The sequence below is a fragment of the Stappia sp. genome (assembly GCF_965276915.1).
GTDB lineage: Bacteria > Pseudomonadota > Alphaproteobacteria > Rhizobiales > Stappiaceae > Stappia.
On sequence record NZ_OZ255709.1, the window covers coordinates 2992032 to 3014862 of the forward strand.

Sequence of the window (22831 nt, forward strand, 5' to 3'; positions counted from 1 at the left end):
GGTCAGCCCGCTGCGGCCGTGGGCCAGTAGGTTCCGAAGCACCAGACATTCTCCTCCGGGTCGAGGCAGACGAATTCGCGGCTGCCGTAGTCACGTTCGGTCAGCTGTTCGACGATCGTGGCGCCCGCCGCCTCGGCCCTGCGAAAGGCCGCGTCGACATCCGCGACCGCGACATAGAGCGTCTTGCCGCCCGGGCCGTTCGGCTCGCCGACAATCTTCGAAAAGGCATCGTCGCGCGACTGGCCGACCATGATCATGGAGGACCCGAGGGCAAGTTCCGCGTGAGCGATGCTGCCGTCGTCGGCCTTGTGGCAGGCATGCAGGCGGAAGCCGAAGGCCTCTTGCAGCCAGTCGACCATCCGGTTCGCGTTACCGAAGCGCAGGGCTGGAAAAATGCAGGGCGATTGCTGTTCGGTCATCGTTCGGGCTCCTGTTGGGATGCCCGTCGATAGCGCGCCGCCGATCCTCCGGATTGAACAAATGTAACCTTCGGGCAGGCGCCTTCTACCAGGTGGCGATGCCGAAATTGTCGAGGCTGGTGCGCCAGGCGCGGGGCGTCAGCCCGGCAAAGGCGCCAAACTCGCGGATCATGTGCGCCTGATCGGCATAACCGCAGTCACAGGCAATGTCCGCCCATTCCGGCACCGCCTCGAAGCGCGCCAGCGTCTGTGCCCGGGCGAAGCGGGCGATGCGCGCCACCGTCTTCGGCGGCAGGCCGATTTCGTCCCGGAACCGCTGCGAGAGATGCTTGCGGCTCCAGCCGATCTCCTCTCCGATCGCGGCGATGCCCGCTTGCCCGCCGCTGCCGACGATGCGCCGATAGGCGTGGACGACCTGCGGCGTGCCGTCCTTGGAGGCCACCAGTCGCTGCCAGACGAAGGCTTCCGCAAGGTCGAGGCGCCGCTCCCAGTCGGTCAGGTCCTCTATCCGTCGCTTGAAGTCGAGGACCTCCCTGTCGGCGCAGTCCTCGAGCGGGATCATCGCGCCGGTCAGCGCCGCGACCGGGAGGCCGAGCACATGCCGTGCCCCGAGCGGCGTCAGGTTGATCTGCAGGCATGCGGCGCGGCCGGTCGAGCCGATATAGACCCGCTCCGTCGTCAGCCCGGCGGCGAAGCTCGGCCTGGCGTCTCCGCGGTCCGGCCTGCGGCCGAGCCCGATCCGGAACGGTTCGCCGAGACTGACGATCAGCGGCACGGTGAGCGAGGCGCTCTCGATCTGGCGGATCGGGCAGCCGGCGCGCTCGTCATAGGCTATGATTTCGGTATACCAGCGGCGCAGGCCGGGCGGCGCGGGACGGCGCAGCAGCGTCACGGGCAATCCTTCCGGCAATCCTTCCTGCAATCCTTCCGGCGATCTTTCCGGCACATATGTTCCCGGACCGTGCCGGTCGCGGGTCTCCGGATCTGCGCGGGTCATGCTGCTGCTCCGCAGGTTTGCGTTCTTGCCCGCTCATTTTGCGCCTGCGGGACCGGTCGGCGCAAGCCGGGCAGCGGATGGCGGTCCGGCAGCCGTCGCCGCCGGACCGGAGCGGGCTACTTGCCGGCGTTCTGCAGCCGCGCGATCAGGCTCGACGTGTCCCACCGGTTGCCGCCCATCGCCTGTACCTCGGCGTAGAACTGGTCGACCAGCGCGGTGACCGGCAGGCGGGCGCCCGTCTCGTTCGCGGTCTTCAGGCAGATGCCGAGATCCTTGCGCATCCAGTCGACCGCGAAGCCGAAATCGAACGTGTCGTCGCGCATCGTCTGCCAACGGTTCTCCATCTGCCAGGACTGGGCCGCGCCCTTGGAGATCACGTCGATCACCTTGGCAACGTCGAGATCGGCCTTCTTGGCGAAATGGACGGCCTCCGACAGGCCCTGCACGAGGCCGGCGATGCAGATCTGGTTGACCATCTTGGTGAGCTGGCCCGCGCCTGCAGGTCCCATGTGCCCGACCATCTTGGCGAAGCATTCGATCGCCGGGCGCGCCGCCTCGTAGACGTCCTCATCGCCGCCGACCATGACCGTGAGCGCGCCCTTTTCGGCACCGGCCTGTCCGCCGGACACCGGCGCGTCGAGAAACCCGCAGCCCTTCTCCTTCGCCGCGGCATAAAGCTCGCGCGCGACTTCCGCCGAGGCCGTCGTGTTGTCGATGAAGATCGCGCCGCGCTTCATGCCGTGGAACGCACCGTCGGGACCGGTCGTCACGGAACGAAGATCGTCGTCATTGCCCACGCAGGCAAAGATGAAGTCGGCACCCTCGGCTGCTGCTGCCGGAGTGGCCGCGTGCGTGCCGCCGTGCTCGCCGGCCCATTTCTCCGCCTTGGCACCGGTGCGGTTGTAGACGGTAACCTCGTGGCCGCCGCGGCTCTTGAGATAGCCGGCCATGGGGTACCCCATGACGCCAAGTCCGATGAATGCAACCTTCGCCATTGCGCCCCTCCCTTCGGGATTTCCGGATGTGGCCGCCCCGCCGATAAAAAAGGAGGCGACCGAACGTGTCAGTCGCCTCCTGTTTAGCGCATCGAACGGGGCGAGTCAGGGGGAGGGATGCCAAAGGTGCTGTTCCCGTATCAACGGGTCGGTGTCACCTCGCGCCCGTGTTCGAAGCGGGGGCGGCCGTCCTGTGCGAACAAGACCTTGGCGGGATACGCCTGTACCCGGGAGCGGTCCTCGGAGCGGGTGGCGGTCATGAAAGTTTCCGCGAGAATACCGATCATCGTTTTGTCTCCTCGTGTCGTCGTGATGCCCGGATGATTGCGGTTTCCGGCAAAACATGCCACTCAGGAAAGATGATAAAATGTAAGCTGAGGTGACATATGGAGTGGAGCCGGATGCCATCGCTCGCCAGTCTGCGCGCCTTTGCCACCGTCGCCGAGACGGGGACGCTGGCCGGGGCCGGCCGCACACTCAATGTCAGCCACGCCGCGATAAGCCAGCAGGTTCGGGCTCTTGAGGCGTTCTTCGGCACCCAGCTGGTGGTGCGTCAGGGGCGGGGCATCGCGCTGACGCGAGAGGGCCGCGGCCTTGCCGAGAACCTCGACGAGGCCTTTTCGATCATGCGCCGGGCTGTCGACGAACTCGCCCGCGCGGATATGGCCCGTCCGCTGCAGGTCACGATGACCCCGGCCTTCGGGGTCAGCTGGCTGATGCCGCGCATCTCCGAGTTCAGGCACAGCCATCCGGAGGTCGAGTTGATGCTCAATCCCACGGCCGAAGTTGTCGAGATGGAGCCGGGGGGCGTCGATATCGCCATTCGCTACGGGCAGGGGCGTTGGAGCGGGCTACAGTCGGAACCGCTCCTCTTCACCAGTTTCGTCATCGTGGCGGCGCGCTCGCTGGTCGGCGATGCCGACTATCCGGATCCGGCGAAGCTGCAGGAGTTTCCCTGGCTGCAGGAGATAGGCACGCACGAGATCGCCCAGTGGCTCGACCGGCAGGGCGTCGTCTCGACGGGCAGCCTCAACATCCTGCACCTGCCCGGCTACATGATGCTGGAGGGGTTGCGGCGCGGCGAGGGGGTGAGCGCGACGGCGCGCGCCTTCATCGAGCCGGACATCCGCTCGGGCGCGCTTCGGGTTCTCTTCGAGGACGTGCTGCCGGGCAACGGCTATCACCTGGTCACCCGGCCGGGGGTCCAGCGCCCGCCGCTGAAAGCGTTTCTGTCCTGGATCCGAAGCCACCGCGATATCGAGCCCGGAACGACGCCTATCCAGGCGTGAGGGGAGCAAGCGCCGCCTCGAGATCGGCGGCAAGGTCGGCGACATCCTCGATGCCGATGGAGATCCGCAGGAGATTGACCGGAACGCCGGTCGCATCGCCCTCGATCGTGTGCCGATGCTCGACAAGGCTTTCGACGCCGCCAAGCGAGGTTGCCCGCTTGATCAGTTGCAGCCGCCCGGCGACGCCAAGCGCATCTTCGGCACCGCCCCTGACAAGGATCGACATCAGGTAGCCGTAGCCGCCCTGCATCTGGGCCTTGGCCGCGGCATGGGTCGGATGGCCGCGCAGGGACGGATAGAGAACGGTTTCCACGGCCGGATGCCGGTCCAGCCTTTCGGCGAGCGCCTGGGCACTGGCGCACATCCGCTCCATGCGCAGCGACAGGGTGCGAAGGCCGCGCAGCAGCAGATAGGCCTCGAACGGTGCCAGCACCGCGCCCGCATCATGGCGCTCCTCGCGGATGAAGCGCCAGGCGTCGCTGTCGGCGTCGCGGCAGGAGGCAACGCCGGCGAGCACGTCGGAATGGCCGTTCATCGCCTTGGTGGCCGAGTGCAGGACGATGTCGGCACCGAGATCAAGCGGCTTCATCAGCAATGGCGTTGCCGCGGTGGCGTCGACCGCGACGACCGCGCCGCTCTGGTGAGCGGTTTCGCTGATCGCGGCGATGTCGGCGACGGCAAGCCACGGATTGGACGGGGCTTCCAGGAACACCAGGTCCGGGCCGCTTTCGCGCAGCGTCTCGCGGAAGCGCTCGGTATCGGATGCGTCGGCCTCGATCAGCGCGATGCCGCTATGGGCGCAGTGCTTGCGCAGCCATGAGGTCGTGCCCCAGTAGATGCCGGATTGCGCCAGGATCGTGCCGCCGGGGCGCACGGTGCGGATGGTCGCGGCAATCGCCGCCATGCCGGAGGAGAAGAGCCGCGTGTCTGCGCCGTTCTCAAGCCGGGCGATCAGGCTCTCGATCTGGCGGACGAGATCATTGTCGTCGCGCGAATAGATATGCGCGGCGCTGGTCAGCCGGTACTCCGTGTCGCGGGCAAAGGTTGTCGCCGTGTGGATCGGCGGCACGACGGCGCCGGTTGCCGGATCGATGCCACCGCCGCCATGGGCGAGAAGGGAGGCCGGCGCGAGCTTGCCGCTGCTGTTGTCGGACATGGGATGCCTCCGCGAGGGAAAAGGGTCGCCAAGCGGTATCCGCGACGGACGGTTTCCGCAATGACGGATAGGAGAAGACCTTGAAAAAGGTGTCGATCAGCTGCGCTTGAGATGCCGCGTCAGCCGCGTCTCGAGCCGCTCCCAGATCCGGCGCAGGATCTCCACCACCACCAGGTAGAGAACGGCGGCCCAGATATAGGCCTGGAAGTCGAAGGTGCGCGAATAGGCCCGCCGCGTCTCGCCCATCAGGTCGAAAACGGTCACCAGGGAGACGATGGCCGAGCCCTTGATCATCAGGATCAGTTCGTTGCCATAGGGGCGCAGCGCCACGATCAGCGCCTGCGGCAGGATCACCTTCCAGAAGGTGACGAACCTTGAAATGCCAAGCGCGGAAGATGCCTCCCACTGGCCCTTGTCGATGTTCTGGACGGCGCCGCGCAGGATCTCCGCCTGATAGGCAGCGGTGTTCAGCGTGAACGCGAAGATGGCGCAATACCAGGCGTCGCGGAAGAACCACCACAGGCCAAGATCGCTGAAGAACGGCCGGAACGTGCCGGCGCCGTAGTAGATCAGGAAGGTCTGCGCCAGCAGCGGCGTGCCGCGGAAAAAATAGACATAGGCATAGGCGATGCCGGAGACGAAGGGATTGCGCGAGGACCGCGCCAGCGCGACCGGCAGCGACAGCAGCGCGCCGGTCACCATCGAGATCCCGACCAGCTGCAGCGTGATGACGATACCGTCGAGATAGTCGTCCCAGTAGTTGCGGACGTAATCCGACATCACGTTGCTGGCGAGGTAGTAGGCGAGATAGGTGCCGGCGACGATCCACAGTGCCATCAAGACGTTGCCGGCGATGCGGGCAGCGCTCCAGCCATCCTGGCGAGCGGGCGGTGCTGGCTGCGCGGGGAGGGTTTCGGTGCTGACCCAGCTCATCGCGCCGCCTCGCCGCGTTTCGACCAGATCTCGATGCGTCTCAACCCGATCGAGGAGATCATCGACAGGGCAAGATAGATCAGGCATGCGCTGCCGAAGAACAGGAAGGGCTCCTTGGTGACGCGGGCGGCAATGCCCGCCCAGCGCAGCAGGTCCTCAAGACCGATGGCCGAGACAAGGGCCGTCTCCTTGAGCAGGATCAGCCAGAGATTGCCGAGTGCCGGCAGGGCGAGCCGGATGAGCTGCGGCATGATGACGAGGTTCATCGTCTGGCGGCGGCTGAGGCCGAGCGCATAGCCGCCTTCGTATTGACCCTGCCGGATGCCGCGAAACGCGGAGAGGAACGCTTCCGAGGCATAGGAGGAAAACACCAGCGACAGGGCGACCATGCCGGCGATGAAGGAGTTCACATCAACCGTCGCGCCCGTGACGAAGAGCCGGGCGATCTCGTTCAGCAGCATCTGGCCGCCGTAATAGACGAGGAACAGCGTCAGCAGCTCCGGCAGTCCGCGGAAGATGGTGGTGTAGATATTCGCGGCATTGCGCAGCGATGCGTCGCCGGAATTCTTGGCCAGCGCGACGAGGAAGCCGATGACAAGGCCGAAGGGCAGCGAGGCCAGCGCCAGGCTCACGGTGATCAGCACGCCGCGCGCGATCTCGTCGCCCCATCCTTCCGGGCCGAACGATATCAGTGTGAGGGCTTCATCCATGCGCCGGAACCGCGTTCAGGCGCAAGGCGGCGGAGGTCCGCCGCCTTGCGTGTTTCAACGCTCTTCAGCCGCCGTAGACGTCGAAGTCGAAATACTGGCCCTGGATCTTCTCGTAGGTGCCATTCGCGCGGATGGCCTCGATGGCCGTGTTGAACATCGCCTTGAGGTCGTCCTCGCCCTTGCGGATGGCGATGCCGGCGCCTGCGCCGTTGATCACCGGATCCGGCGTCAGCGTGCCAAGCAGCTTGCAGCAGGCGCCGTCGTCGGTGCCGAGCCACTCGGACAGCACGACGACGTCGTCGATGGCGGCGTCGATACGGCCCGAGACAAGGTCGAGCTTGTACTCGTCAGGCGTCGGGTAGAGCTTCAGCTCGGCATCGCCCAGCTTGGCCTCGGCATAGTTGGAATGCGTGGTCGAGGACTGGGCGCCCAGCAGCTTGCCGGCCAGCGCTTCCTTGGTGGCGGCCGAAATGTCGCTGTCCTTCGGGACGATGATCGCCGGCGGGGTGTTGTAGTACTTGTTGGTGAAGTCGACCTTCTGCAGCCGCTCCTCGGTGATCGACATGGAGGCGATCACGGCGTCGAACTTGCCGGCCTGAAGCGCCGGGATCATGCCGTCCCAGTCCTGCACGACGAACTCGCACTCGACCTTCATCTCGGTGCAAAGCGCCTTGGCGATGTCGATGTCGAAGCCGACGAGCTGGCCGTCGGAGGTCAGGTTGTTGAAGGGAGGATAGGCGCCCTCGGTGCCGATCAGTACCTTGGTCCAGTCCTTGGCCTCGGCGCCGCCGACTGCCGCAAGAACGAGAGCGGCTGCCGCCGCGAGTTTCATGAAACGCATCTGATGTCCCCTGCAATTCCGGTTATTGCCGTGAAGCGGCTTCGCGCTCCTTCGGATCAGCCTGCATACTCCCATCAATATCAAATGGATTTCAACAGCTTTACGTTGCGTTGTCCCCATCGTCGTGGCGAAGACACCTTCGATTTCGGATCGGAGCGGGACCTTTCGCAAGGGAAGGTGGTCCCGCCCTTACCTCGCGGGGATGCCGAATTCCGCGAAGGAGATGAAGTTGACGAGTTCGCCTTCGTCGATCCGCGTCGTCTCCTCGGAAATCTCGATGAGGCCGTCGGCCTCGCGCAGCGAGGTGATTAGCCCCGATCCGTCTCGCGCGAACTTGCGCACGACCGTGCGCCCCGTGTCGTCGCTTGCCAGGATGCCGCGGTAGAACTCGCGCCGATCGGGCTTCTTCTTCTCCACCGAGAAGGCGGCCGGCACCTGGAAACGTCTCGGGGTCAGGAAGGCGCCGCCGCCGAGAACCGACAGCACGGGGCGAACATAGAGCAGGCAGCAGATCATCGCCGCCACCGGGTTGCCCGGCAGGCCGAGCGTGACGCAGTCGCCGATCTGGCCGAAATTCATCGGCCGCCCCGGCTTGATCGCGAGCTGCCACATGTGCCGGGTGCCGAGTGCGTCGATCGCCTCGACCAAGTGGTCCTCTTCCCCGCGCGAGGCGCCGCCGGTCGAGATGATCGCGTCATGGGTCGCGGCAGCGCGTTCCAGCGTCCGGCGGATGTGGGCGGCATCGTCCGGCAGGACGCCGAGGTCTGCAATCTCGACGCCAAAGCCGGCAAGCAGGCCGGACAGGAGATAGTGGTTGCTGTCATAGACGCCGCCATCCGGCAGCGGATCTCCGGGGCGGCGGATCTCGTCGCCGGTCGACACAAGCGCAACGCGCACCGGGCGGAAGACGTTGATGCGCGGCGTTCCGGTCGAGGCGATGGCCGCGATGTCCTGCGGTCTCAGCCGCGTGCCGGGGGCAACCAGCACGTCGCCGGCCTTCAGGTCCTCGCCGGCACGCCGCCGGTTGGCGCCGGGTTTCAGGCCTGGCGGGATCCGGACGACATGGCCGCCCTCGTCAAGGTCGCAGTCTTCCTGCATGGCGACGGTGTCGGCGCCGGCGGGCATCACCGCACCGGTAAAAATGCGCGCGGCCGTTCCCGGCAGGAGCGAAGCCGGGGAGGGATGTCCCGCCGGTATCCGCGCCGAAACGGGGAAGCGCCCACCGGTTCGCCCGTGGTCGGCTTGCGCGAACGCATAACCGTCAACGGCGGAATTGTCGGCAAGCGGGACATCGTGCCCCGCACGGACGGGATCGGCCAGGATGCGCCCGGTCGCCACGGCGAGATCGAGCGTCTCGTGCCCGACGGTCGCCGAGACGCGGTCCCTCAGGATGGCCAGCGCATCGTCATGGCGCAACCGGTCGCGGTCGTGCAGGAAACAGTCGTCGAGGAGGCGTCTAGACGGGGTCATCGGCGACTTTCCGCAATCCGCAGGTGGCAAGCACGAAGTCGGCGATGCCTTCTATGTCGTCGAGGTCGAACGCGGGAAGCCGCGTCTCCGCCGCCGGTTTGTCGGTGGCGATGGCAACGACGCTCGAATCGCCGTCCGCCAGTCGCTCCGCGTTCAGCGTTGAATGGCGGCGCAGCTCGATCTTGGGATGTCCTTCGCGCTTGTAGCCCTCGACCAGCACGATGTCGCAGGGCGACAGCCGCTCGAGGATCTCGCCGAGCGAGGGTTCCTGCGCGCCGCGCAGCTCGTGCATCAACGCCCAGCGGCGGCTCGACACGAGGGCGACCTCGATGGCGCCGGCGGCCCTGTGCCGGTGACTGTCGGTGCCCTCCTGGTCGATGTCGAAGGCGTGGTGCGCGTGCTTGACGGTCGCGACCTTGAAGCCGCGACCCGAGATCGTGGCCACCAGCCGTTCGGTCAGCGTTGTCTTGCCGGAGTTCTTCCAGCCGGCGATTCCGAATACCGGGGCCTTGTGCGCCGCGCTCATGCCTCGTCCCTTGCCCGCGTCTCGGCAGCTTCCAGGTCTTCCGGCGTGTTGATGTTGAAGAACGGATCGGCAGCTCCGGGCTCGGGGGTGAAGTCCGCGGTCGTGTTGGGATGAAGGTCGACAAAGGCGAGCACCTTGCGCGTCGTTCCCTCGCGCAGGAAGCGCTCGAGCGAATCCGCGACCGACACCGGCCAGTAGCCGAAGACCGGATGCATGTGCCCGTCCGAACGTGCCAGCACGATGCGTTCCGCGTCCGGGCCGCGCGCATCGAGGAGACGCGCGGCAAGGTCGGCAGGGTAAAACGGCGTGTCGCCGGCCACCGAGATCACGCCCTGTGCCTCGCCGTGATGGGCGCGCGCCCATCGCAGGCCGGCCAGGACGCCGGCAAGGGGTCCGGCAAAGCCCTCGATCGGATCGGCAACGACCGGCAATCCGAACCCCGAGAAGCGTCCGGGATCGCCATTGGCGTTGAGCACGACCGCGCCGACCTGGCATTCCAGCCGGGAGATGATGCGCGACAGCATCGGCGCGCCGGAAAGCGGCAGCAGCGTCTTGTCACCGCCGCCCATCCGGCGAGCCAGTCCGCCGGCCAGAATGCAGCCTGCAAGGGAAGAGGCAGTCATGCGGCATCTTCCGCGTTGCGCGCGCCCTTGCGCCGGTGTCTGGCGTCCTCGCCGCCCGCTTCGCTCGCGTCCATGTCGTAGACGACCCGTTCGGCTCCCGACAGCACCACGAAACGCTGGCCGCGTGCCCGCCCGATGAGGGTCAGGCCGACGCGGCGCGCAAGCTCCACCCCCCAGGCGGTGAACCCGGAGCGCGAGACCAGGATCGGAATGCCCATCATCGCCGTCTTGATGACCATCTCGGACGTCAGCCGGCCGGTCGTGTAGAAGGTCTTGTCCGCCGGGGAAATATCGTTCAGCCACATCCAGCCGGCGATCTTGTCGACCGCGTTGTGGCGGCCGACGTCTTCCATATAGGCGACGGCGCGGTCTTCCTGGCACAGCACGCAGCCATGGATCGCGCCGGCTTCCAGGTACAGCGAGGGCTGGGTGTTGATCTTCTTCGTCAGCGCGTAGAGCCAGGACGTGCGCAGGCGGGCCTCCGGATCGAGTGCGATCTCGTCGAACCGCTCCATCACGTCGCCGAAAACGGTCCCTTGCGCGCAGCCCGAGGTTCGGACCTTCTTCTTCAGCTTTTCCTCGTAGTTCGTCTCGCGCTCGGTGCGCACGACCACCACGTCGAGATCCTCGTCATGGTCGATCCCGGTGATCCGGTCGTCGGCCTTCAGCATGTTCTGGTTGAGGAGGTAACCGACGGCCAGAAGGTCCGGCCGGTCTCCGATCGTCATCATGGTGACGATCTCCTGGGCGTTGAGATAGAGCGTCAGCGCGCGCTCGTTCACAACGCGGATATCGACCTCGGTTCCGTTCTGGTCGCGCCCGGTGACCGGCGTCGAAAGCCGTGCGTCCTGCGGGTCTGGCTTGACGAGGAAATCCGGCAATCGGTCCGGCATCCGGTCGCGTCTGTCTGCGATGTCCACTGATTTTTCCTTCCGCGGCCCGCGCCACGATGGCGGGCCGGTCCCGGCGGTCCTGCGTCGGCACAAGGTAGGGAAGGACAGGCATGGCTGGCAAGCGCCACGAAGGCTGTTCGTCGTGGAAACCTGTGTCGCTCGGACTTACGCGGACAGGGCCCTGTTCCGCATGTGCCGCCGCGCGACCCGCGTCGCGCTGAAGATCATCACCGACACGAGGTCGTCGTACCGGACGAGTTCGGGAGAATGGGCAATCGGGATATAGAGGCTGGAAAGCACGCTGTCGCAGGCATCCGAGGCGTCGCAGAAGAAGAGCGGGTCGGCGGGCATCAGGCGGGCGGTGTCGGTGCGCTGGTCGATGACGGCGAAATCGCCGTGGCGCGGGTCGGCGCTGATACGGTCCAGCGCCTCCAGCACGGCCGGTTCCGGTCCCTCGATCATCTGGAGGAAGGTGTTGCCGGCCAGCAGCAGCGCCCCGCTCAGGCCGGCTTTTGCATTGTTGGTCCGCGAGCGTGACAGGATGCGCTCGATCTCCTCGTCGAAGGAGAGCGTCATCGTGCTGAAGTTGATCCTGCTCCGGTAGCTCAACCGGGTGATACTCATCGGACTGCCTCGATCATGTTCGTGTTCTTGGCAGTCACTGTAGAAGCAACACCTTGGCTTTCGGTAAGCCGGATCGCGGATTCTCGGGTGTTGCCATTAACTTGACGGCAAGCAAGGACGCCGCGACATCCGTATTTCAGACCAGCATCGCCGCATGGGTGAAGCGGGCGGGCTCCAGGACGCGCGCCACTTCGGCCATGGCGCCGGCCATCTCCGGAAGATCGACCGGCACGGGGGCATTGGCGAGCCGGCCGAGCAGGCCGCCGGGCACGGCGTCATCAAGGCGATAGTCGGCGAAGTAAAGCCAGCAATGCGGAAAAAGCCGTTCCGAAACAGGCCCCTCGCACAGGGTGAAAAGCCCGGAAAGCCGGGCGTCGCGCGAGGCGCAGTCGCGGCTGTCGACGAGACCGCCACGCTCGCCTTCCAGCCACTGCACCAGATGGTCGCGATAGAGCAGGATCGCCCCGGTCACACCGTTCAGGCGGTTCAGCCGCCTTGCGCGGCCGAGCATGTGCTCGATTTCGGTTTCGACCGGGCGATGAACCGAGGTCCAGTCGATATGTGCGGCGTAGCAGATTGCATTGATACTCATTTCCCGGATCCTTGTCCTTCCGGTGTGCCCGTCCCTGGTTTGGAATTCTGCCAGTGAAATCTTCGCGGAACGGTTAAGGAATGCGGTCGGGGACGCAAAAAGTCGTCGATTTTCATCACATTTTGTCGATGTGCTGAAAACTTCGTTTACCGATCCGGCTGGCCGCCTGATGCGATGTGCCGCCGGCGAAAGCGATTGACCTTTCCCGTTGCGGCCTTACGTTCCCGGCTGATTGATCGGGCACGGGAATGTTGTGATGTTCTGGAAGAAGAAGGGGGACGGGATGCCGACGCGTGACGAGGTTCTGGCGGAACTGTCGAAGGTCAAGGGTCCGGATCTCGAGGGCGACATCGTCTCTCTGGGGCTGGTGTCGGATATCTTCATCTCCGAAGGGCGGGTGATCTTCTCGATCACGGTCCCGGCGGAACGCGCGCAGGATCTCGAGCCCCTGCGCCAGGCTGCCGAAAAGGTGGTCGGCAAGCTTCCCGGGGTCGAGAAGGTGCTGGCGGCACTCACCTCTGAGCGCAAGGCAGGGGCATCGCCCCGGCCGGCCGCGGACGCGTCACCGGTTCGCCCGGCACCCGCCGCGCGCGATGCGGCCAGCGTGCCTCCGCCCATGCAGGGCAGGGCGCAGGCTGCCGAGCCCGCTGCCGCCAAGCCCGGGGTTCCCGGCGTGAAGTCGATCATCGCCGTCGCGTCCGGCAAGGGCGGCGTCGGCAAGTCCACCACCACCTGCAACCTGGCGCTGGCGCTCCAGGCGAACGGCCTGAAGGTCGGCGTGCTCGACGCGGACATCTATGGCCCGTCCATTCCCCGTCTTTTCCGTGTTTCCGGCCGGCCCGAGCCGGTCTCCGGCCGCATCCTGAAGCCGCTCGAGGGATACGGGATCAAGGTCATGTCGATGGGTTTCCTGGTGGACGAGGAAACGCCGATGATCTGGCGCGGGCCGATGGTGATTTCGGCGATCACCCAGATGTTGCGCGAGGTTGCCTGGGGCGAACTCGACGTGCTTGTCGTCGACATGCCGCCGGGCACGGGCGATGCGCAGCTCACCATGGCGCAGAACGTGCCTCTCGCCGGTGCCGTCATCGTCTCGACGCCGCAGGATCTGGCGCTGATCGATGCGCGCAAGGGTCTCAACATGTTCCGCAGGGTGGACGTGCCGCTGCTCGGCATCGTCGAGAACATGAGCTATTTCCTGTGTCCGGACTGTGGCGGCCGGCATGACATTTTCGGCCATGGCGGTGCCCGCGCGGAAGCGGAGAAGCTGGGCGTGCCCTTCCTCGGCGAGGTGCCGCTCGACATGGCGATCCGCGAGAGTTCCGATGCCGGCACACCGGTGACCGTCACCGCGCCCGACGGACCGCACGCCGCCGTCTACAGGGACATTGCCACCAGGGTCTGGGCAGAGATCGAACGCAACCGGGACGATGGACACCGCGCCGCGCCGCGCATCGTCATGGAAAGCTGAGGCGCTCCTGGCGCCTCGCCCGGCGCCTCGTCCGGCCGTGGCGGCTGTTCCGGCGATCCCGCACGGGAACCGCCCGGCTCGGGGGAGGGATTTCGATTCGCGCCCGAGGCGGGCCGGAAGCCGTGAACCTGCGGTTTTTCGGCGCGTCCATTGCGGGCATCGAAAACATGAATTGAAACATCATCTTTTCTACTTCAGGTAAACTGTTGATCGTCTGGTCAATTGCCGGAACCAAATCAGCCGCGACGCGAGACGGAAATGCTGCACAGCAACATGTGCGAGTATGTGATTTGTGTCATTTCATGTCTTTCTGTACCAAAAAACCTGTCTATGCGTATGAAATGACACGAAAAATGGTTGGCGCCGCAAAACTGAATTCGTTTGCAACCACCCGGTCAAAATGACAATCTTCAAGAAGAGGGAGATTGATCTGAATGACGCTTGAGCCGGAGTCGGCTGGCCGCGTGCCGTCCGACATGGAAGCACAGACAAGACGGGCCGACGTTGCTGCCGAGGATGGCGAGCGCGCGATCGTCTATCGTCTGCTCGCCACTGCGCTGGAAGCTCCCGTCGGACGTGACTGGCTCGAGGTCGTTGGCGCTCTTCCCGTGATCGAGGGGCCCCTTGGCGCGGCGCTGCAGCAGCTTTCCGCCGAGGCCCGCGTGGCCGACCCCGAAGCGCTTCGCCGCGATTACCACGATCTCTTTATCGGCGTGGGCCGGGGCGAACTGGTTCCCTATGCGTCTTATTACCTGACCGGTTTCCTGAACGAGAAGCCGCTTGCCCTCCTGCGCCAGGAAATGCGCCGGCTCGGGATCGAGCGCAGTCCCGACGTCAGCGAGCCGGAAGACCATATCGCCGCTCTGTGCGAGATGATGGCCGGTCTCGTCGAGGGGGCCTATGGCGACGGCGACCCGACCACCGCGAGCACCTTCTTCAGGGCGCATGTCGCGGCGTGGGCGCCTTATTTCTTCAAGGATCTGGCCGGGACGTCGACCAGCGCGCTCTACGCGGCGCTGGGGCAGTCGGGCAGGGTGTTCATCGATCTTGAGGACGAGGCCGACCGGCTGTTTTCGCAGCAGCGGCAGGCAGGATAGGAATTGCGGCCGCGTTTCCCGGGCCCAGCGGCCGGGGCGGCGTCGCCGGAACTTGAGAAGGACGGGCTGGTCCGTCCGGCAACGCAAGAACTGAACAGACCGAAGAGGGTGTCATGAAACGGAAAGACACAGCCATTGAAGCGGATCGGCGCAGCTTTCTGAAACTTGCCGGACTTGGCGCCGTGGCCGGTTCGGCGACGCTGGTTACCGGCGAGGCGCAAGCCGCGGCTCCGGTTTCGGAGACCGCCGCGGGTTACCGCGAGACCGAGCACGTCAAGACTTTCTACGACACCGCGCGGTTCTGACGTTTCAGGTCCCGGGTCGTGGCCTCCTGCCAAGGTGGCCGATGCTTGAAGCGAGTTGTTGAGGCGTTCGCCCCGAAGCGGGCAAGGGCGCCCGGCGCGACAAGGCGGAAGCAGCGCCGTTGTCGCGCATTCGAGGGAGAAACGTGATGCTGAGGAAAAAGACGAGCGGCGTGGCGCGCCGTGCCAGCCTGGCCTCTGCCATTGAGGCAATCGGCGCCAGCGCGATGGACCGCCGGAGCTTTCTGCGCAGGTCCGGTCTTGCCGCAGGCGGCCTGGCGGCTGCCGGCGCCCTGACCGGCGGCATGGTGCGCAAGGCGGAGGCGGCCGGACCGACCAATGCCAAGGTCGAGATCAGGAAGTCGGTCTGCACCCATTGCTCGGTCGGCTGTACCGTTCTGGCGGAAGTGCAGGATGGCGTGTGGACGGGTCAGGAACCGGGCTTCGACAGCCCCTTCAACCTGGGTTCCCATTGCGCCAAGGGCGCCTCGGTGCGCGAGCACGCGCATGGCGAGCGCCGGCTGAAATACCCGACCAAGATGGTCAACGGCAAGTGGGAGCGCATCTCCTGGGAGCAGGCGATCAACGAGATCGGCGACCAGATGATGAAGATCCGCGACGAAAGCGGACCTGACAGCGTCTACTGGCTCGGCTCGGCCAAGCACAACAACGAACAGGCCTATCTGGTCCGCAAGTTCGCCGCCTTCTGGGGCACGAACAATGTCGACCACCAGGCCCGTATCTGTCACTCGACCACGGTCGCAGGTGTTGCCAACACCTGGGGCTACGGCGCGATGACCAATTCCTACAACGACATCCACAACTCGAAGTCGATCTTCATCATCGGCGGCAATCCGGCCGAGGCGCACCCCGTTTCGCTCCTCCATGTGCTGAAGGCAAAGGAGGAGAACGCGGCACCGCTGATCGTCTGCGATCCGCGCTTCACGCGTACCGCGGCCCATGCCTCCGAATATGTGCGCTTCCGGCCCGGTTCGGATGTCGCCCTGATCTGGGGCATTCTCTGGCACATTTTCGAGAATAGCTGGGAGGACAAGGAATTCATCCGCCAGCGCGTCTGGGGCATGGATCAGATCAAGGCCGAAGTCGCCAACTGGACGCCCGAGGAGACCGAGCGCGTCACCGGCGTTCCCGGCTCGCAGCTGAAGCGCGTTGCCCGCACGCTCGCCAACAACCGTCCCGGCACGCTGATCTGGTGCATGGGCGGCACGCAGCACACCAACGGCAACAACAACACCCGTGCGTATTGCGCGCTCCAGCTGGCGCTTGGCAACATGGGCAAGTCGGGCGGCGGCACCAACATTTTCCGCGGCCATGACAATGTGCAGGGTGCGACGGATCTCGGCGTGCTCGCCGACACGCTGCCGGGCTATTACGGCCTTGCCGAAGGCTCGTGGAAGCACTGGGCCCGCGTGTGGGATGTTCCGTTCGAGGATCTGGCCGCCCGCTTCGCCACGATGAAGGGCGCCGACGGTGCCGACAAGGCGATGATGTACGAGACCGGCATTCCGGTGTCGCGCTGGATCGACGGCGTGCTTGAGGAGAAGGAAAACCTCCTTCAGCCGGACAACACGCGGGCGATGGTGTTCTGGGGCCACGCCCCGAACTCCCAGACCCGCCTGCCGGACATGAAGCAGGCGATGGAGAAGCTCGACCTTTTGGTCATCATCGATCCGTTCCCGACCATGTCGGCGGTGATGCATGACCGCAAGGACGGCGTCTACCTGCTTCCGGCAACCACCCAGTTCGAGACCTCCGGATCGGTGACGGCGTCGAACCGCTCGCTCCAGTGGCGCGAGAAGGTCATCGATCCGCTGTTCGAATCCAAGCCCGACCACACCATCGCCTATCTGCTGGCGCAGAAGTTCGGGTTCGCCGACACGATGTTCAAGAACATCGAGGTGAATGGCGAGGAGCCCCTCATCGAAGACATCACCCGCGAGTTCAACCGCGGCATGTGGACGATCGGCTATACCGGCCAGTCGCCCGAGCGCCTCAAGATGCACATGGCCAACCAGCACACGTTCGACCGCACGACCCTGCGTGCGATCGGCGGGCCGGCCGACGGCGACTTCTACGGTCTGCCATGGCCGTGCTGGGGCACGGCCGAGATGAACCATCCCGGTTCGGCGGTGCTCTACGACACCTCGCTCCCGGTTGCCGAGGGCGGCATGGGCTTCCGCGCCCGCTTCGGCGTCGAGAAGGATGGCGACAATCTCCTGGCGGAAGGCTCCTGGCCGACCGGCTCGGAGATCGAGGACGGCTATCCCGAGTTCACCATGGCCATGCTGCAGAAGCTGGGCTGGGACGGGGACCTGACCGCGGAGGAGCGTGCCGCGATCGATGCGGTGGCCGGCGAGAAGACCAACTGGAAGACCGACCTGTCCGGCGGCATCCAGCGCGTCGCGATCAAGCATGGCTGCGCCCCTTACGGCAACGCCAAGGCCCGTGTCGTCGTGTGGACCTTCCCGGATCCGGTGCCGCTGCATCGCGAGCCGCTCTACACAAACCGCCGCGACCTGCTCGACAAGTACGCGACCTACGAGGACAAGACCTTCTGGCGTGTCCCGACCCGATACAAGTCGATCCAGGAAAACGACTTCTCCAAGGACTTCCCGACGATCCTCACCTCGGGGCGGCTCGTGGAATACGAGGGCGGCGGCGACGAGACACGGTCCAACCCGTGGCTGGCCGAGTTGCAGCAGGACATGTTCATCGAGGTCAATCCGCGCGATGCCAACAATATCGGCATTCGCGACGGCGAGATGGTCTGGGTGCACGGTCCGGAAGGCGGCAAGGTCAAGGTCATGGCGATGGTGACCGAGCGCGTCGGCACCGGCGTCGCCTTCATGCCCTTCCACTTCGGCGGGCATTTCCAGGGCGAGGACCAGCGTCACAAGTATCCGAAGGGCTCCGACCCGTATGTCCTTGGCGAGGCCACCAACACGGCCCAGACCTATGGCTACGACTCGGTCACCCAGATGCAAGAAACAAAAGCCACGCTTTGCCGCATCGAGCGCGTGGCGTAAGGGGGAAAAATCATGGCACGGATGAAATTCCTCTGTGACGCCGAGCGTTGCATCGAGTGCAATGCCTGCGTCACCGCCTGCAAGAACGAGCACGAGGTGCCGTGGGGCATCAACCGCCGCCGCGTGGTGACCATTCAGGACGGCAAGCCGGGCGAACGCTCGATCTCTGTCGCCTGCATGCATTGCTCGGACGCACCCTGCATGGCGGTGTGCCCGGTCGACTGCTTCTACCAGTCGGACGAGGGCGTGGTCCTGCACTCCAAGGACCTGTGTATCGGCTGCGGCTACTGCTTCTACGCCTGCCCCTTCGGCGCGCCGCAATATCCGCAGGCCGGCAACTTCGGCTCGCGCGGCAAGATGGACAAGTGCACCTTCTGCGCCGGCGGTCCGGAGGCTGACAATTCGTCGGCCGAGTTCGCCAAATACGGCCGCAACCGTCTCGCCGAGGGCAAGCTGCCGCTCTGCGCCGAGATGTGTTCGACCAAGGCGCTGCTCGCCGGCGATGGCGACGTCGTCTCGGCGATCTACCGCGAACGCGTCGTGGCGCGCGGTTTCGGGTCCGGTGCCTGGGGTTGGGGCACGGCTTACGAGCAGAAAGCCGGGAGCTTCTGATCCGTCGGGATCAGGACGGCGGGAACTGGCAAAGGCGGCTCATGGCCGCCTTTGTTTTCGAAAGCGCAAGGCAAGACCCGTCACCGGTCTCCTTGCTGACGAGGCTTTGTCCGCTATCTCCCGGGATACCGCGGGAGGAGCGGATCTTTTAACATTGCGCAGATCCCGTCCGGATGGATGGCGGAGCGACAAGGAGACCTGAACGTGAGATCGGGAAGGGCTGGCTGGGGCATGGCGGTGCTTGCATGCGCTGCGCTCACACTTGTTCCGGGATGCCGGGACGAGGAACAGAACCGTGCCCTGCACACGGAAAAGGGCGTCTACCAGGGCACACCCGACGAGACTTTGAGCGAGGCGGATCGTCGCGAGTTGCAGAACCGCGCGGGCAGTCAGCGCTTCTGAGAGCCAATGCTTTTGACGGGCGCTGTCGGACGGAGACGAGCGCGCGCCACGGGCGGTGAAGCCCCGGCAGTGCCAGGGGAGGGAGAGAAGATGAACGGAATGGCAATCGCCTGCTTCGCCCAACGGATCGGCGGGGCGCTCCTGTCGCGCGGCCTTGCGGCCCTGGTTGCGATGGCCCTCGGTGTCATGGTCCTTCAGGGTGCCGGCACCTCGGCCAGCGCGCAGCAGCCCGTTGGCGATCCTGCGGCGGAAGCGCCAGTCCAGGGTCAGGTCCCGGGCAACACGCTCGGCACGAATTCCGACACGGAACTCTGGCGCGCCGTGCGGCAGGGTGTTGCCGGCAACGTGTCCATTCCCGACAAGAACGCGGCAACCCTCGTGCAGTCGGAAGGCGAGCTCTGGCGCTCCTTGCGCAACGGGCCGCTGGCGCTTTACGCCAGTTGGGCGCTGCTTGCCATGGTGGTGGTGCTCTGCATCTTCTTCGCCATTCGCGGCCGGATCCGGATCGAGCATGGCCGCTCCGACCGGAAGATCACGCGTTTTGCGGCGGTCGAGCGGTTCGGCCACTGGCTGCTGGCCTCGTCCTTCATCATTCTCGCGCTGACCGGTCTCAACGTCATGTATGGCCGCTATGTCCTGCTGCCGGTGATCGGGCCGGACGCCTTCGGCGCGATGACGCTTTTCGGCAAGTACCTTCACAACTACCTTGCCTTCGCCTTCATGGCCGGCCTCGTCATCATCTTCGCGATGTGGGTTCGTCACAACCTGCCGCACTCGACCGACATAAAGTGGATCCTGCAGGGCGGCGGCATCTTCTCGAAAAAGCTGCATCCGCCGGCAAAGAAGTTCAACGCCGGCCAGAAGATGATTTTCTGGCTGACGATCCTCTGCGGCATTTCCATCTCCATGTCGGGCTGGTCGCTGCTCTTCCCCTACACGACGCACTTTTTCTCCGGCACCTTCGGGGCGGTGAACTCCGTGTTCGGCACGGAACTGCCGACGGCCCTGACCGTGCTGCAGGAACAACAGCTTGCCTCCCTCTGGCATGCGATCATGAGCGTGTTCCTGATCTGCGTGATCATCGCCCATATCTATATCGGCTCCATCGGCATGGAAGGCGCCTTCGACGCGATGGGCAGCGGCGAGGTCGATCTCAACTGGGCAAAGGAGCATCACTCGCTCTGGGTCGAGGAAGTGCTTGCCCGGCAGGGCGAGGAAAAGCATCCGCCGGCGGCGCAGCCTGCAGAGTAGGTGCATGGGTCGCATGATGCGTCGTCCGGTTCGTGCGTTCCTGTTTGCCGTCGCGACGGCGGGCCTGGCTTTCGCCGGCAGCGCCGCGATGGCCGAAGGCGGGGCTCCCGTCGGGGAGACCGCTGCCGTTCCGGCTGACTGGCCGGACCGCCTGGAAGGGCACGGCGGACCGGTCAAGTCGATCGCGCTTTCGCAGGACGGGACGGCGGCGCTTTCCACGTCGTTCGACTATTCCGTCATCCTCTGGCGCATCGAGGCCGGAACGGGCGAGATCGTTCATCGCCTGATCGGCCATGAGGCGGCGGCCAATGACGCCCGCTTCGCAGGGAGCGGGCGGGCCGTTTCCGTTGGCGACGACGGGGCGGTCATCCTGTGGAACCTCGATGACGGGGCGATGCTGGCCCGGGTCGATACCGGCGACGAGAAGATGCTGGCCGTCAGCGTCAGCCTGGATGCCCGCTTCGCGGTGACCGCATCCTGGGACCGCACCGCCCGGATCTACGAAATAGGCGAGGGGTCCCTGACCGAGCGGGCCGTTCTCGAAGGGCACCGGGGCAACGTCAACGCGGCCGCCTTCTCCGCCGACGGGACAAGCGTCTACACCGCTTCCTATGATGGCGGCATCCGTGTCTACGACCGCGCAAGCGGCGCGTTGCGGCGCGAGATCCATTCGCATGGCTGGGGCATCAACGTGATGCGTGTCCTGGCCGGCGGTTCGCAGATCGCCTTTGGCGCGACGGACGGGATCGTCGCGGTGATCGACATCGCCAGCGGGACGATCGTGAAACAGCTCGCCTCCCACCCCCGGCCGGTCCTCTCTCTCGCCCTTTCGCCGGATGGCAGGCGGCTGGCGAGCGGCGGCGGCGACGGCCGCATCCGCGTCTACGCCACCGATGCGTGGGAACTTCTGGAGGAATACGAGAACCCCTACGGCCCGGTCTGGGGACTTGCGCTCACGGGCGACGGCGAGGTCGCGTTCTATTCCGGGCTCGACGATCATGTGAACGCCTGGCAGATCAGCCCGCGCAAGCCTTTCGATCCGGTCGCGAGCGACTTCCCTCGCCGCTTTCAGGTGGCTGCTGACGACGATCCGGGAGAGCGCCAGTTCGCGCGAAAGTGCTCCGTCTGTCATACGCTCACGCAGGATGACGGAAATCGTGCCGGCCCGACGCTTTACGGTGTCTTCGGTCGTCGGGTCGGCACATTGCCGGGCTATCCGTATTCCGAGGCGTTGCGACGGCTCGACTTCGTCTGGAACGAACAGACGATCTCGGATCTCTTCGACCATGGCCCGGATATCGTGACACCGGGTTCCAAGATGCCGATCCAGCGCCTGAAGAGCGCCGGGGAGCGCGATGCGCTGGTGTCATTTCTCAAACGCGCAACGGCGCCGGATCGGGCCCTGCCGGAAGGCGGTCCGAGCGAACGGAAGGAACGGGAACAATGAAGGCATTCCTGAGTGCGCTCGTGGCGCTTGCGGTCATCGGGACGGGAGCCTGGGCGTATCTGTCGCGCGGCCTGGACTACTCCTCCGCGGCGATCTACTCGACCGACACGCCGGGCGCCGTTCGGCTTTCACCGGATTCGGGCAAACGGCCGGGGGAATGATTTTTTCGCGCGCGGCGAGACCGACCGGTGCCGTGCTGGGCGCGGTGGCGATCATGGCCACGGCCGGCCATGCGGCGACGGCCCGCTCGCCGCTTCCGGACGCAGCCGTGCTTGAGCGCGCCAGGGCCGCGGTCGTCGCCGTGCTGCCCGACTGGCCCGAAGGGCGCGCCAATGCGGAAGAGCCGGAAGGCTCGGCCGTCGCCATCGGCGACGGATCGATGCTCCTCACCGCCGATCACGTGCTCGGCGCCGCGCGGTCGGTCCGCCTGCGCTTTCCCGATGGCCGCGTTGTCGCGGCCGAAATCGCCTTTCGCGATGCCCCGACGGATCTCGCGCTGCTGCGCGCGCCGGTGGAACTCGCGCCGTTGGAATTCGGAGCGGAGCCGCCGCTGGGAGCGCCCGTTTGCGCGCTCGGCAATGCTTTCGGCCTTGGCATCTCGCTGAGCTGCGGCGTGGTTTCGGCGACGGCACGCGGCGGCGTCGGCTTCAACGCGGTGGAGGATTTCATCCAGACAGATGCCGCGGTCAATCCGGGCGCCTCGGGCGGCGCCCTGGTGGACGGCGAGGGTCGCCTCGTCGGGGTTCTGTCCGCGATCTTCACCAAGTCGGGCGACGGCGATATCGGCGTCAACTTCGCGGTTTCGGCCGCCCTTGCGCGGCGTGTTGTCGAGGCTGCGGCCGTCTCGGAAAGCCCCCGGCGCAGCCTTGGCGCCCGCCTGCGCCCGACGCGGCCGGGCCCGCAAAAGGGAGGACTGGAAGTCGTCTCGCTCGAGGCTGGCGGCGCGGCGCAGCGGGCAGGCCTGCTTCCGGGCGATGTGATCCTGTCGATCGACGGCGTTCCGGCGGTCAAGCTCGCCGGGTTTCGCGGTCGCCTCGAACGGCGCGATGCCAGGGGGGTGCTTGCCGTCCGGCGTGCGGAATCGGAACTTCAGGTGGAGCTGGGAAAACCCGACTGACCAGAGACTTGCGCGGA

At 65.8% G+C, this 22831-nt stretch carries 25 protein-coding genes; 11 read left to right on the plus strand and 14 right to left on the minus strand.

What is annotated here, in order from left to right:
• Positions 1 to 2 precede the first annotated feature (2 nt).
• The 4 genes from ACQY46_RS13805 to ACQY46_RS13820 form a co-directional block, all read right to left on the minus strand.
• Positions 3 to 419 carry a VOC family protein gene (locus ACQY46_RS13805; RefSeq protein WP_428696616.1) on the minus strand — a complete coding sequence of 139 codons (417 nt, stop codon included), beginning with the start codon at positions 417 to 419 and terminating at the stop codon, positions 3 to 5.
• Between the two features lie 85 nt (positions 420 to 504).
• Positions 505 to 1416 carry a helix-turn-helix domain-containing protein gene (locus ACQY46_RS13810; RefSeq protein ID WP_428696617.1) on the minus strand — a complete coding sequence of 304 codons (912 nt, stop codon included), beginning with the start codon at positions 1414 to 1416 and terminating at the stop codon, positions 505 to 507.
• A 116-nt stretch (positions 1417 to 1532) separates the two neighbouring features.
• Positions 1533 to 2411: an NAD(P)-dependent oxidoreductase gene (locus tag ACQY46_RS13815; RefSeq protein ID WP_428696618.1), complete on the minus strand. Its 879-nt coding sequence runs from the start codon at positions 2409 to 2411 to the stop codon at positions 1533 to 1535.
• Between the two features lie 140 nt (positions 2412 to 2551).
• Complete coding sequence (locus ACQY46_RS13820) at positions 2552 to 2698, minus strand: hypothetical protein (RefSeq protein ID WP_428696619.1); 147 nt, start codon at positions 2696 to 2698, stop codon at positions 2552 to 2554.
• Between the two features lie 114 nt (positions 2699 to 2812).
• Between ACQY46_RS13820 and ACQY46_RS13825 the strand changes: the two genes are divergently transcribed.
• Entirely contained in the window at positions 2813 to 3700 is an 888-nt protein-coding gene (locus tag ACQY46_RS13825) for a LysR family transcriptional regulator (protein ID WP_428696620.1), read from the plus strand.
• Here the strand turns inward: ACQY46_RS13825 and ACQY46_RS13830 are convergent.
• The 10 genes from ACQY46_RS13830 to ACQY46_RS13875 all read right to left on the minus strand — a co-directional run bounded on the left by ACQY46_RS13830 (position 3687) and on the right by ACQY46_RS13875 (position 12068).
• Positions 3687 to 4856, minus strand: a complete 1170-nt coding sequence (locus ACQY46_RS13830; protein WP_428696621.1) for a trans-sulfuration enzyme family protein — start codon at positions 4854 to 4856, stop codon at positions 3687 to 3689. The two genes, ACQY46_RS13825 and ACQY46_RS13830, sit on opposite strands and share 14 nt — an antisense overlap.
• 96 nt (positions 4857 to 4952) lie before the next feature.
• On the minus strand, positions 4953 to 5789 hold the full coding sequence (locus ACQY46_RS13835) for an ABC transporter permease (protein WP_428696622.1): 837 nt from the start codon (positions 5787 to 5789) through the stop codon (positions 4953 to 4955).
• On the minus strand, positions 5786 to 6499 hold the full coding sequence (locus ACQY46_RS13840) for an ABC transporter permease (protein WP_428696623.1): 714 nt from the start codon (positions 6497 to 6499) through the stop codon (positions 5786 to 5788). The genes ACQY46_RS13835 and ACQY46_RS13840 overlap by 4 nt, the downstream gene beginning before the upstream one ends.
• A 64-nt stretch (positions 6500 to 6563) precedes the next feature.
• Positions 6564 to 7340, minus strand: coding sequence for an ABC transporter substrate-binding protein (locus ACQY46_RS13845; RefSeq protein WP_428696624.1), 777 nt, complete (start codon positions 7338 to 7340; stop codon positions 6564 to 6566).
• A 189-nt stretch (positions 7341 to 7529) separates the two neighbouring features.
• Positions 7530 to 8810 (minus strand): molybdopterin molybdotransferase MoeA, encoded by a 1281-nt coding sequence (locus ACQY46_RS13850; RefSeq protein WP_428696625.1) that lies wholly within the window; start codon positions 8808 to 8810, stop codon positions 7530 to 7532.
• Positions 8797 to 9336 carry a molybdopterin-guanine dinucleotide biosynthesis protein B gene (gene mobB, locus ACQY46_RS13855; RefSeq protein ID WP_428696626.1) on the minus strand — a complete coding sequence of 180 codons (540 nt, stop codon included), beginning with the start codon at positions 9334 to 9336 and terminating at the stop codon, positions 8797 to 8799. Before mobB ends, ACQY46_RS13850 begins: the two co-directional genes overlap by 14 nt.
• On the minus strand, positions 9333 to 9959 hold the full coding sequence (mobA, locus tag ACQY46_RS13860; RefSeq protein ID WP_428696627.1) for a molybdenum cofactor guanylyltransferase MobA: 627 nt from the start codon (positions 9957 to 9959) through the stop codon (positions 9333 to 9335). Before mobA ends, mobB begins: the two co-directional genes overlap by 4 nt.
• Positions 9956 to 10852, minus strand: a complete 897-nt coding sequence (gene fdhD / locus ACQY46_RS13865) for a formate dehydrogenase accessory sulfurtransferase FdhD (RefSeq protein WP_428700489.1) — start codon at positions 10850 to 10852, stop codon at positions 9956 to 9958. The genes mobA and fdhD overlap by 4 nt, the downstream gene beginning before the upstream one ends.
• 165 nt (positions 10853 to 11017) lie before the next feature.
• On the minus strand, positions 11018 to 11476 hold the full coding sequence (locus ACQY46_RS13870) for a BLUF domain-containing protein (protein ID WP_428696628.1): 459 nt from the start codon (positions 11474 to 11476) through the stop codon (positions 11018 to 11020).
• Between the two features lie 136 nt (positions 11477 to 11612).
• Positions 11613 to 12068 (minus strand): BLUF domain-containing protein, encoded by a 456-nt coding sequence (locus ACQY46_RS13875; protein ID WP_428696629.1) that lies wholly within the window; start codon positions 12066 to 12068, stop codon positions 11613 to 11615.
• A gap of 283 nt (positions 12069 to 12351) precedes the next feature.
• On the opposite strand from ACQY46_RS13875, the gene ACQY46_RS13880 reads away from it, so the two are divergent.
• The 10 genes from ACQY46_RS13880 (at position 12352) to ACQY46_RS13925 (ending at position 22814) form a co-directional block, all read left to right on the plus strand.
• Positions 12352 to 13539 (plus strand): Mrp/NBP35 family ATP-binding protein, encoded by a 1188-nt coding sequence (locus ACQY46_RS13880; protein WP_428700490.1) that lies wholly within the window; start codon positions 12352 to 12354, stop codon positions 13537 to 13539.
• A gap of 434 nt (positions 13540 to 13973) precedes the next feature.
• On the plus strand, positions 13974 to 14636 hold the full coding sequence (locus ACQY46_RS13885; protein ID WP_428696630.1) for a TorD/DmsD family molecular chaperone: 663 nt from the start codon (positions 13974 to 13976) through the stop codon (positions 14634 to 14636).
• Positions 14637 to 14749: 113 nt separating this feature from the next.
• Positions 14750 to 14941, plus strand: coding sequence for a twin-arginine translocation signal domain-containing protein (locus ACQY46_RS13890; RefSeq protein WP_428696631.1), 192 nt, complete (start codon positions 14750 to 14752; stop codon positions 14939 to 14941).
• A gap of 146 nt (positions 14942 to 15087) precedes the next feature.
• Positions 15088 to 17985, plus strand: a complete 2898-nt coding sequence (locus ACQY46_RS13895; protein WP_428696632.1) for a formate dehydrogenase subunit alpha — start codon at positions 15088 to 15090, stop codon at positions 17983 to 17985.
• Between the two features lie 12 nt (positions 17986 to 17997).
• A complete protein-coding gene (gene fdh3B / locus ACQY46_RS13900; protein WP_306027667.1) occupies positions 17998 to 18597 on the plus strand; it encodes a formate dehydrogenase FDH3 subunit beta in 600 nt (199 codons plus the stop codon).
• 204 nt (positions 18598 to 18801) lie between these two features.
• Complete coding sequence (locus tag ACQY46_RS13905; protein ID WP_428696633.1) at positions 18802 to 18999, plus strand: hypothetical protein; 198 nt, start codon at positions 18802 to 18804, stop codon at positions 18997 to 18999.
• Positions 19000 to 19089: 90 nt separating this feature from the next.
• Positions 19090 to 20250 (plus strand): formate dehydrogenase subunit gamma, encoded by a 1161-nt coding sequence (locus ACQY46_RS13910; RefSeq protein ID WP_428696634.1) that lies wholly within the window; start codon positions 19090 to 19092, stop codon positions 20248 to 20250.
• Positions 20251 to 20263: 13 nt separating this feature from the next.
• Positions 20264 to 21697, plus strand: a complete 1434-nt coding sequence (locus tag ACQY46_RS13915; protein WP_428696635.1) for a c-type cytochrome — start codon at positions 20264 to 20266, stop codon at positions 21695 to 21697.
• Positions 21694 to 21858 (plus strand): hypothetical protein, encoded by a 165-nt coding sequence (locus tag ACQY46_RS13920; protein ID WP_428696636.1) that lies wholly within the window; start codon positions 21694 to 21696, stop codon positions 21856 to 21858. Before ACQY46_RS13915 ends, ACQY46_RS13920 begins: the two co-directional genes overlap by 4 nt.
• Positions 21855 to 22814 carry a S1C family serine protease gene (locus ACQY46_RS13925; protein ID WP_428696637.1) on the plus strand — a complete coding sequence of 320 codons (960 nt, stop codon included), beginning with the start codon at positions 21855 to 21857 and terminating at the stop codon, positions 22812 to 22814. The genes ACQY46_RS13920 and ACQY46_RS13925 overlap by 4 nt, the downstream gene beginning before the upstream one ends.
• Positions 22815 to 22831: the final 17 nt, after the last annotated feature.

What these genes read in the sequence shown, in the direction of transcription:
- ACQY46_RS13890 (WP_428696631.1), top strand. Translation starts at nt 14,750, where the DNA reads ATGAAACGGAAAGACACAGCCATTGAAGCGGATCGGCGCAGCTTTCTG.
- mobA (WP_428696627.1), bottom strand. Translation starts at nt 9,959, where the DNA reads ATGACTGCCTCTTCCCTTGCAGGCTGCATTCTGGCCGGCGGACTGGCT.
- ACQY46_RS13885 (WP_428696630.1), top strand. Translation starts at nt 13,974, where the DNA reads ATGACGCTTGAGCCGGAGTCGGCTGGCCGCGTGCCGTCCGACATGGAA.
- ACQY46_RS13925 (WP_428696637.1), top strand. Translation starts at nt 21,855, where the DNA reads ATGATTTTTTCGCGCGCGGCGAGACCGACCGGTGCCGTGCTGGGCGCG.
- ACQY46_RS13825 (WP_428696620.1), top strand. Translation starts at nt 2,813, where the DNA reads ATGCCATCGCTCGCCAGTCTGCGCGCCTTTGCCACCGTCGCCGAGACG.
- ACQY46_RS13815 (WP_428696618.1), bottom strand. Translation starts at nt 2,411, where the DNA reads ATGGCGAAGGTTGCATTCATCGGACTTGGCGTCATGGGGTACCCCATG.
- ACQY46_RS13830 (WP_428696621.1), bottom strand. Translation starts at nt 4,856, where the DNA reads ATGTCCGACAACAGCAGCGGCAAGCTCGCGCCGGCCTCCCTTCTCGCC.
- ACQY46_RS13880 (WP_428700490.1), top strand. Translation starts at nt 12,352, where the DNA reads ATGCCGACGCGTGACGAGGTTCTGGCGGAACTGTCGAAGGTCAAGGGT.
- ACQY46_RS13845 (WP_428696624.1), bottom strand. Translation starts at nt 7,340, where the DNA reads ATGCGTTTCATGAAACTCGCGGCGGCAGCCGCTCTCGTTCTTGCGGCA.
- ACQY46_RS13840 (WP_428696623.1), bottom strand. Translation starts at nt 6,499, where the DNA reads ATGGATGAAGCCCTCACACTGATATCGTTCGGCCCGGAAGGATGGGGC.
- ACQY46_RS13820 (WP_428696619.1), bottom strand. Translation starts at nt 2,698, where the DNA reads ATGATCGGTATTCTCGCGGAAACTTTCATGACCGCCACCCGCTCCGAG.
- ACQY46_RS13895 (WP_428696632.1), top strand. Translation starts at nt 15,088, where the DNA reads ATGCTGAGGAAAAAGACGAGCGGCGTGGCGCGCCGTGCCAGCCTGGCC.
- ACQY46_RS13870 (WP_428696628.1), bottom strand. Translation starts at nt 11,476, where the DNA reads ATGAGTATCACCCGGTTGAGCTACCGGAGCAGGATCAACTTCAGCACG.
- ACQY46_RS13810 (WP_428696617.1), bottom strand. Translation starts at nt 1,416, where the DNA reads ATGACCCGCGCAGATCCGGAGACCCGCGACCGGCACGGTCCGGGAACA.
- ACQY46_RS13910 (WP_428696634.1), top strand. Translation starts at nt 19,090, where the DNA reads ATGAACGGAATGGCAATCGCCTGCTTCGCCCAACGGATCGGCGGGGCG.
- ACQY46_RS13805 (WP_428696616.1), bottom strand. Translation starts at nt 419, where the DNA reads ATGACCGAACAGCAATCGCCCTGCATTTTTCCAGCCCTGCGCTTCGGT.
- ACQY46_RS13835 (WP_428696622.1), bottom strand. Translation starts at nt 5,789, where the DNA reads ATGAGCTGGGTCAGCACCGAAACCCTCCCCGCGCAGCCAGCACCGCCC.
- ACQY46_RS13875 (WP_428696629.1), bottom strand. Translation starts at nt 12,068, where the DNA reads ATGAGTATCAATGCAATCTGCTACGCCGCACATATCGACTGGACCTCG.
- ACQY46_RS13920 (WP_428696636.1), top strand. Translation starts at nt 21,694, where the DNA reads ATGAAGGCATTCCTGAGTGCGCTCGTGGCGCTTGCGGTCATCGGGACG.
- mobB (WP_428696626.1), bottom strand. Translation starts at nt 9,336, where the DNA reads ATGAGCGCGGCGCACAAGGCCCCGGTATTCGGAATCGCCGGCTGGAAG.
- fdhD (WP_428700489.1), bottom strand. Translation starts at nt 10,852, where the DNA reads ATGCCGGACCGATTGCCGGATTTCCTCGTCAAGCCAGACCCGCAGGAC.
- ACQY46_RS13850 (WP_428696625.1), bottom strand. Translation starts at nt 8,810, where the DNA reads ATGACCCCGTCTAGACGCCTCCTCGACGACTGTTTCCTGCACGACCGC.
- ACQY46_RS13915 (WP_428696635.1), top strand. Translation starts at nt 20,264, where the DNA reads ATGATGCGTCGTCCGGTTCGTGCGTTCCTGTTTGCCGTCGCGACGGCG.
- fdh3B (WP_306027667.1), top strand. Translation starts at nt 17,998, where the DNA reads ATGGCACGGATGAAATTCCTCTGTGACGCCGAGCGTTGCATCGAGTGC.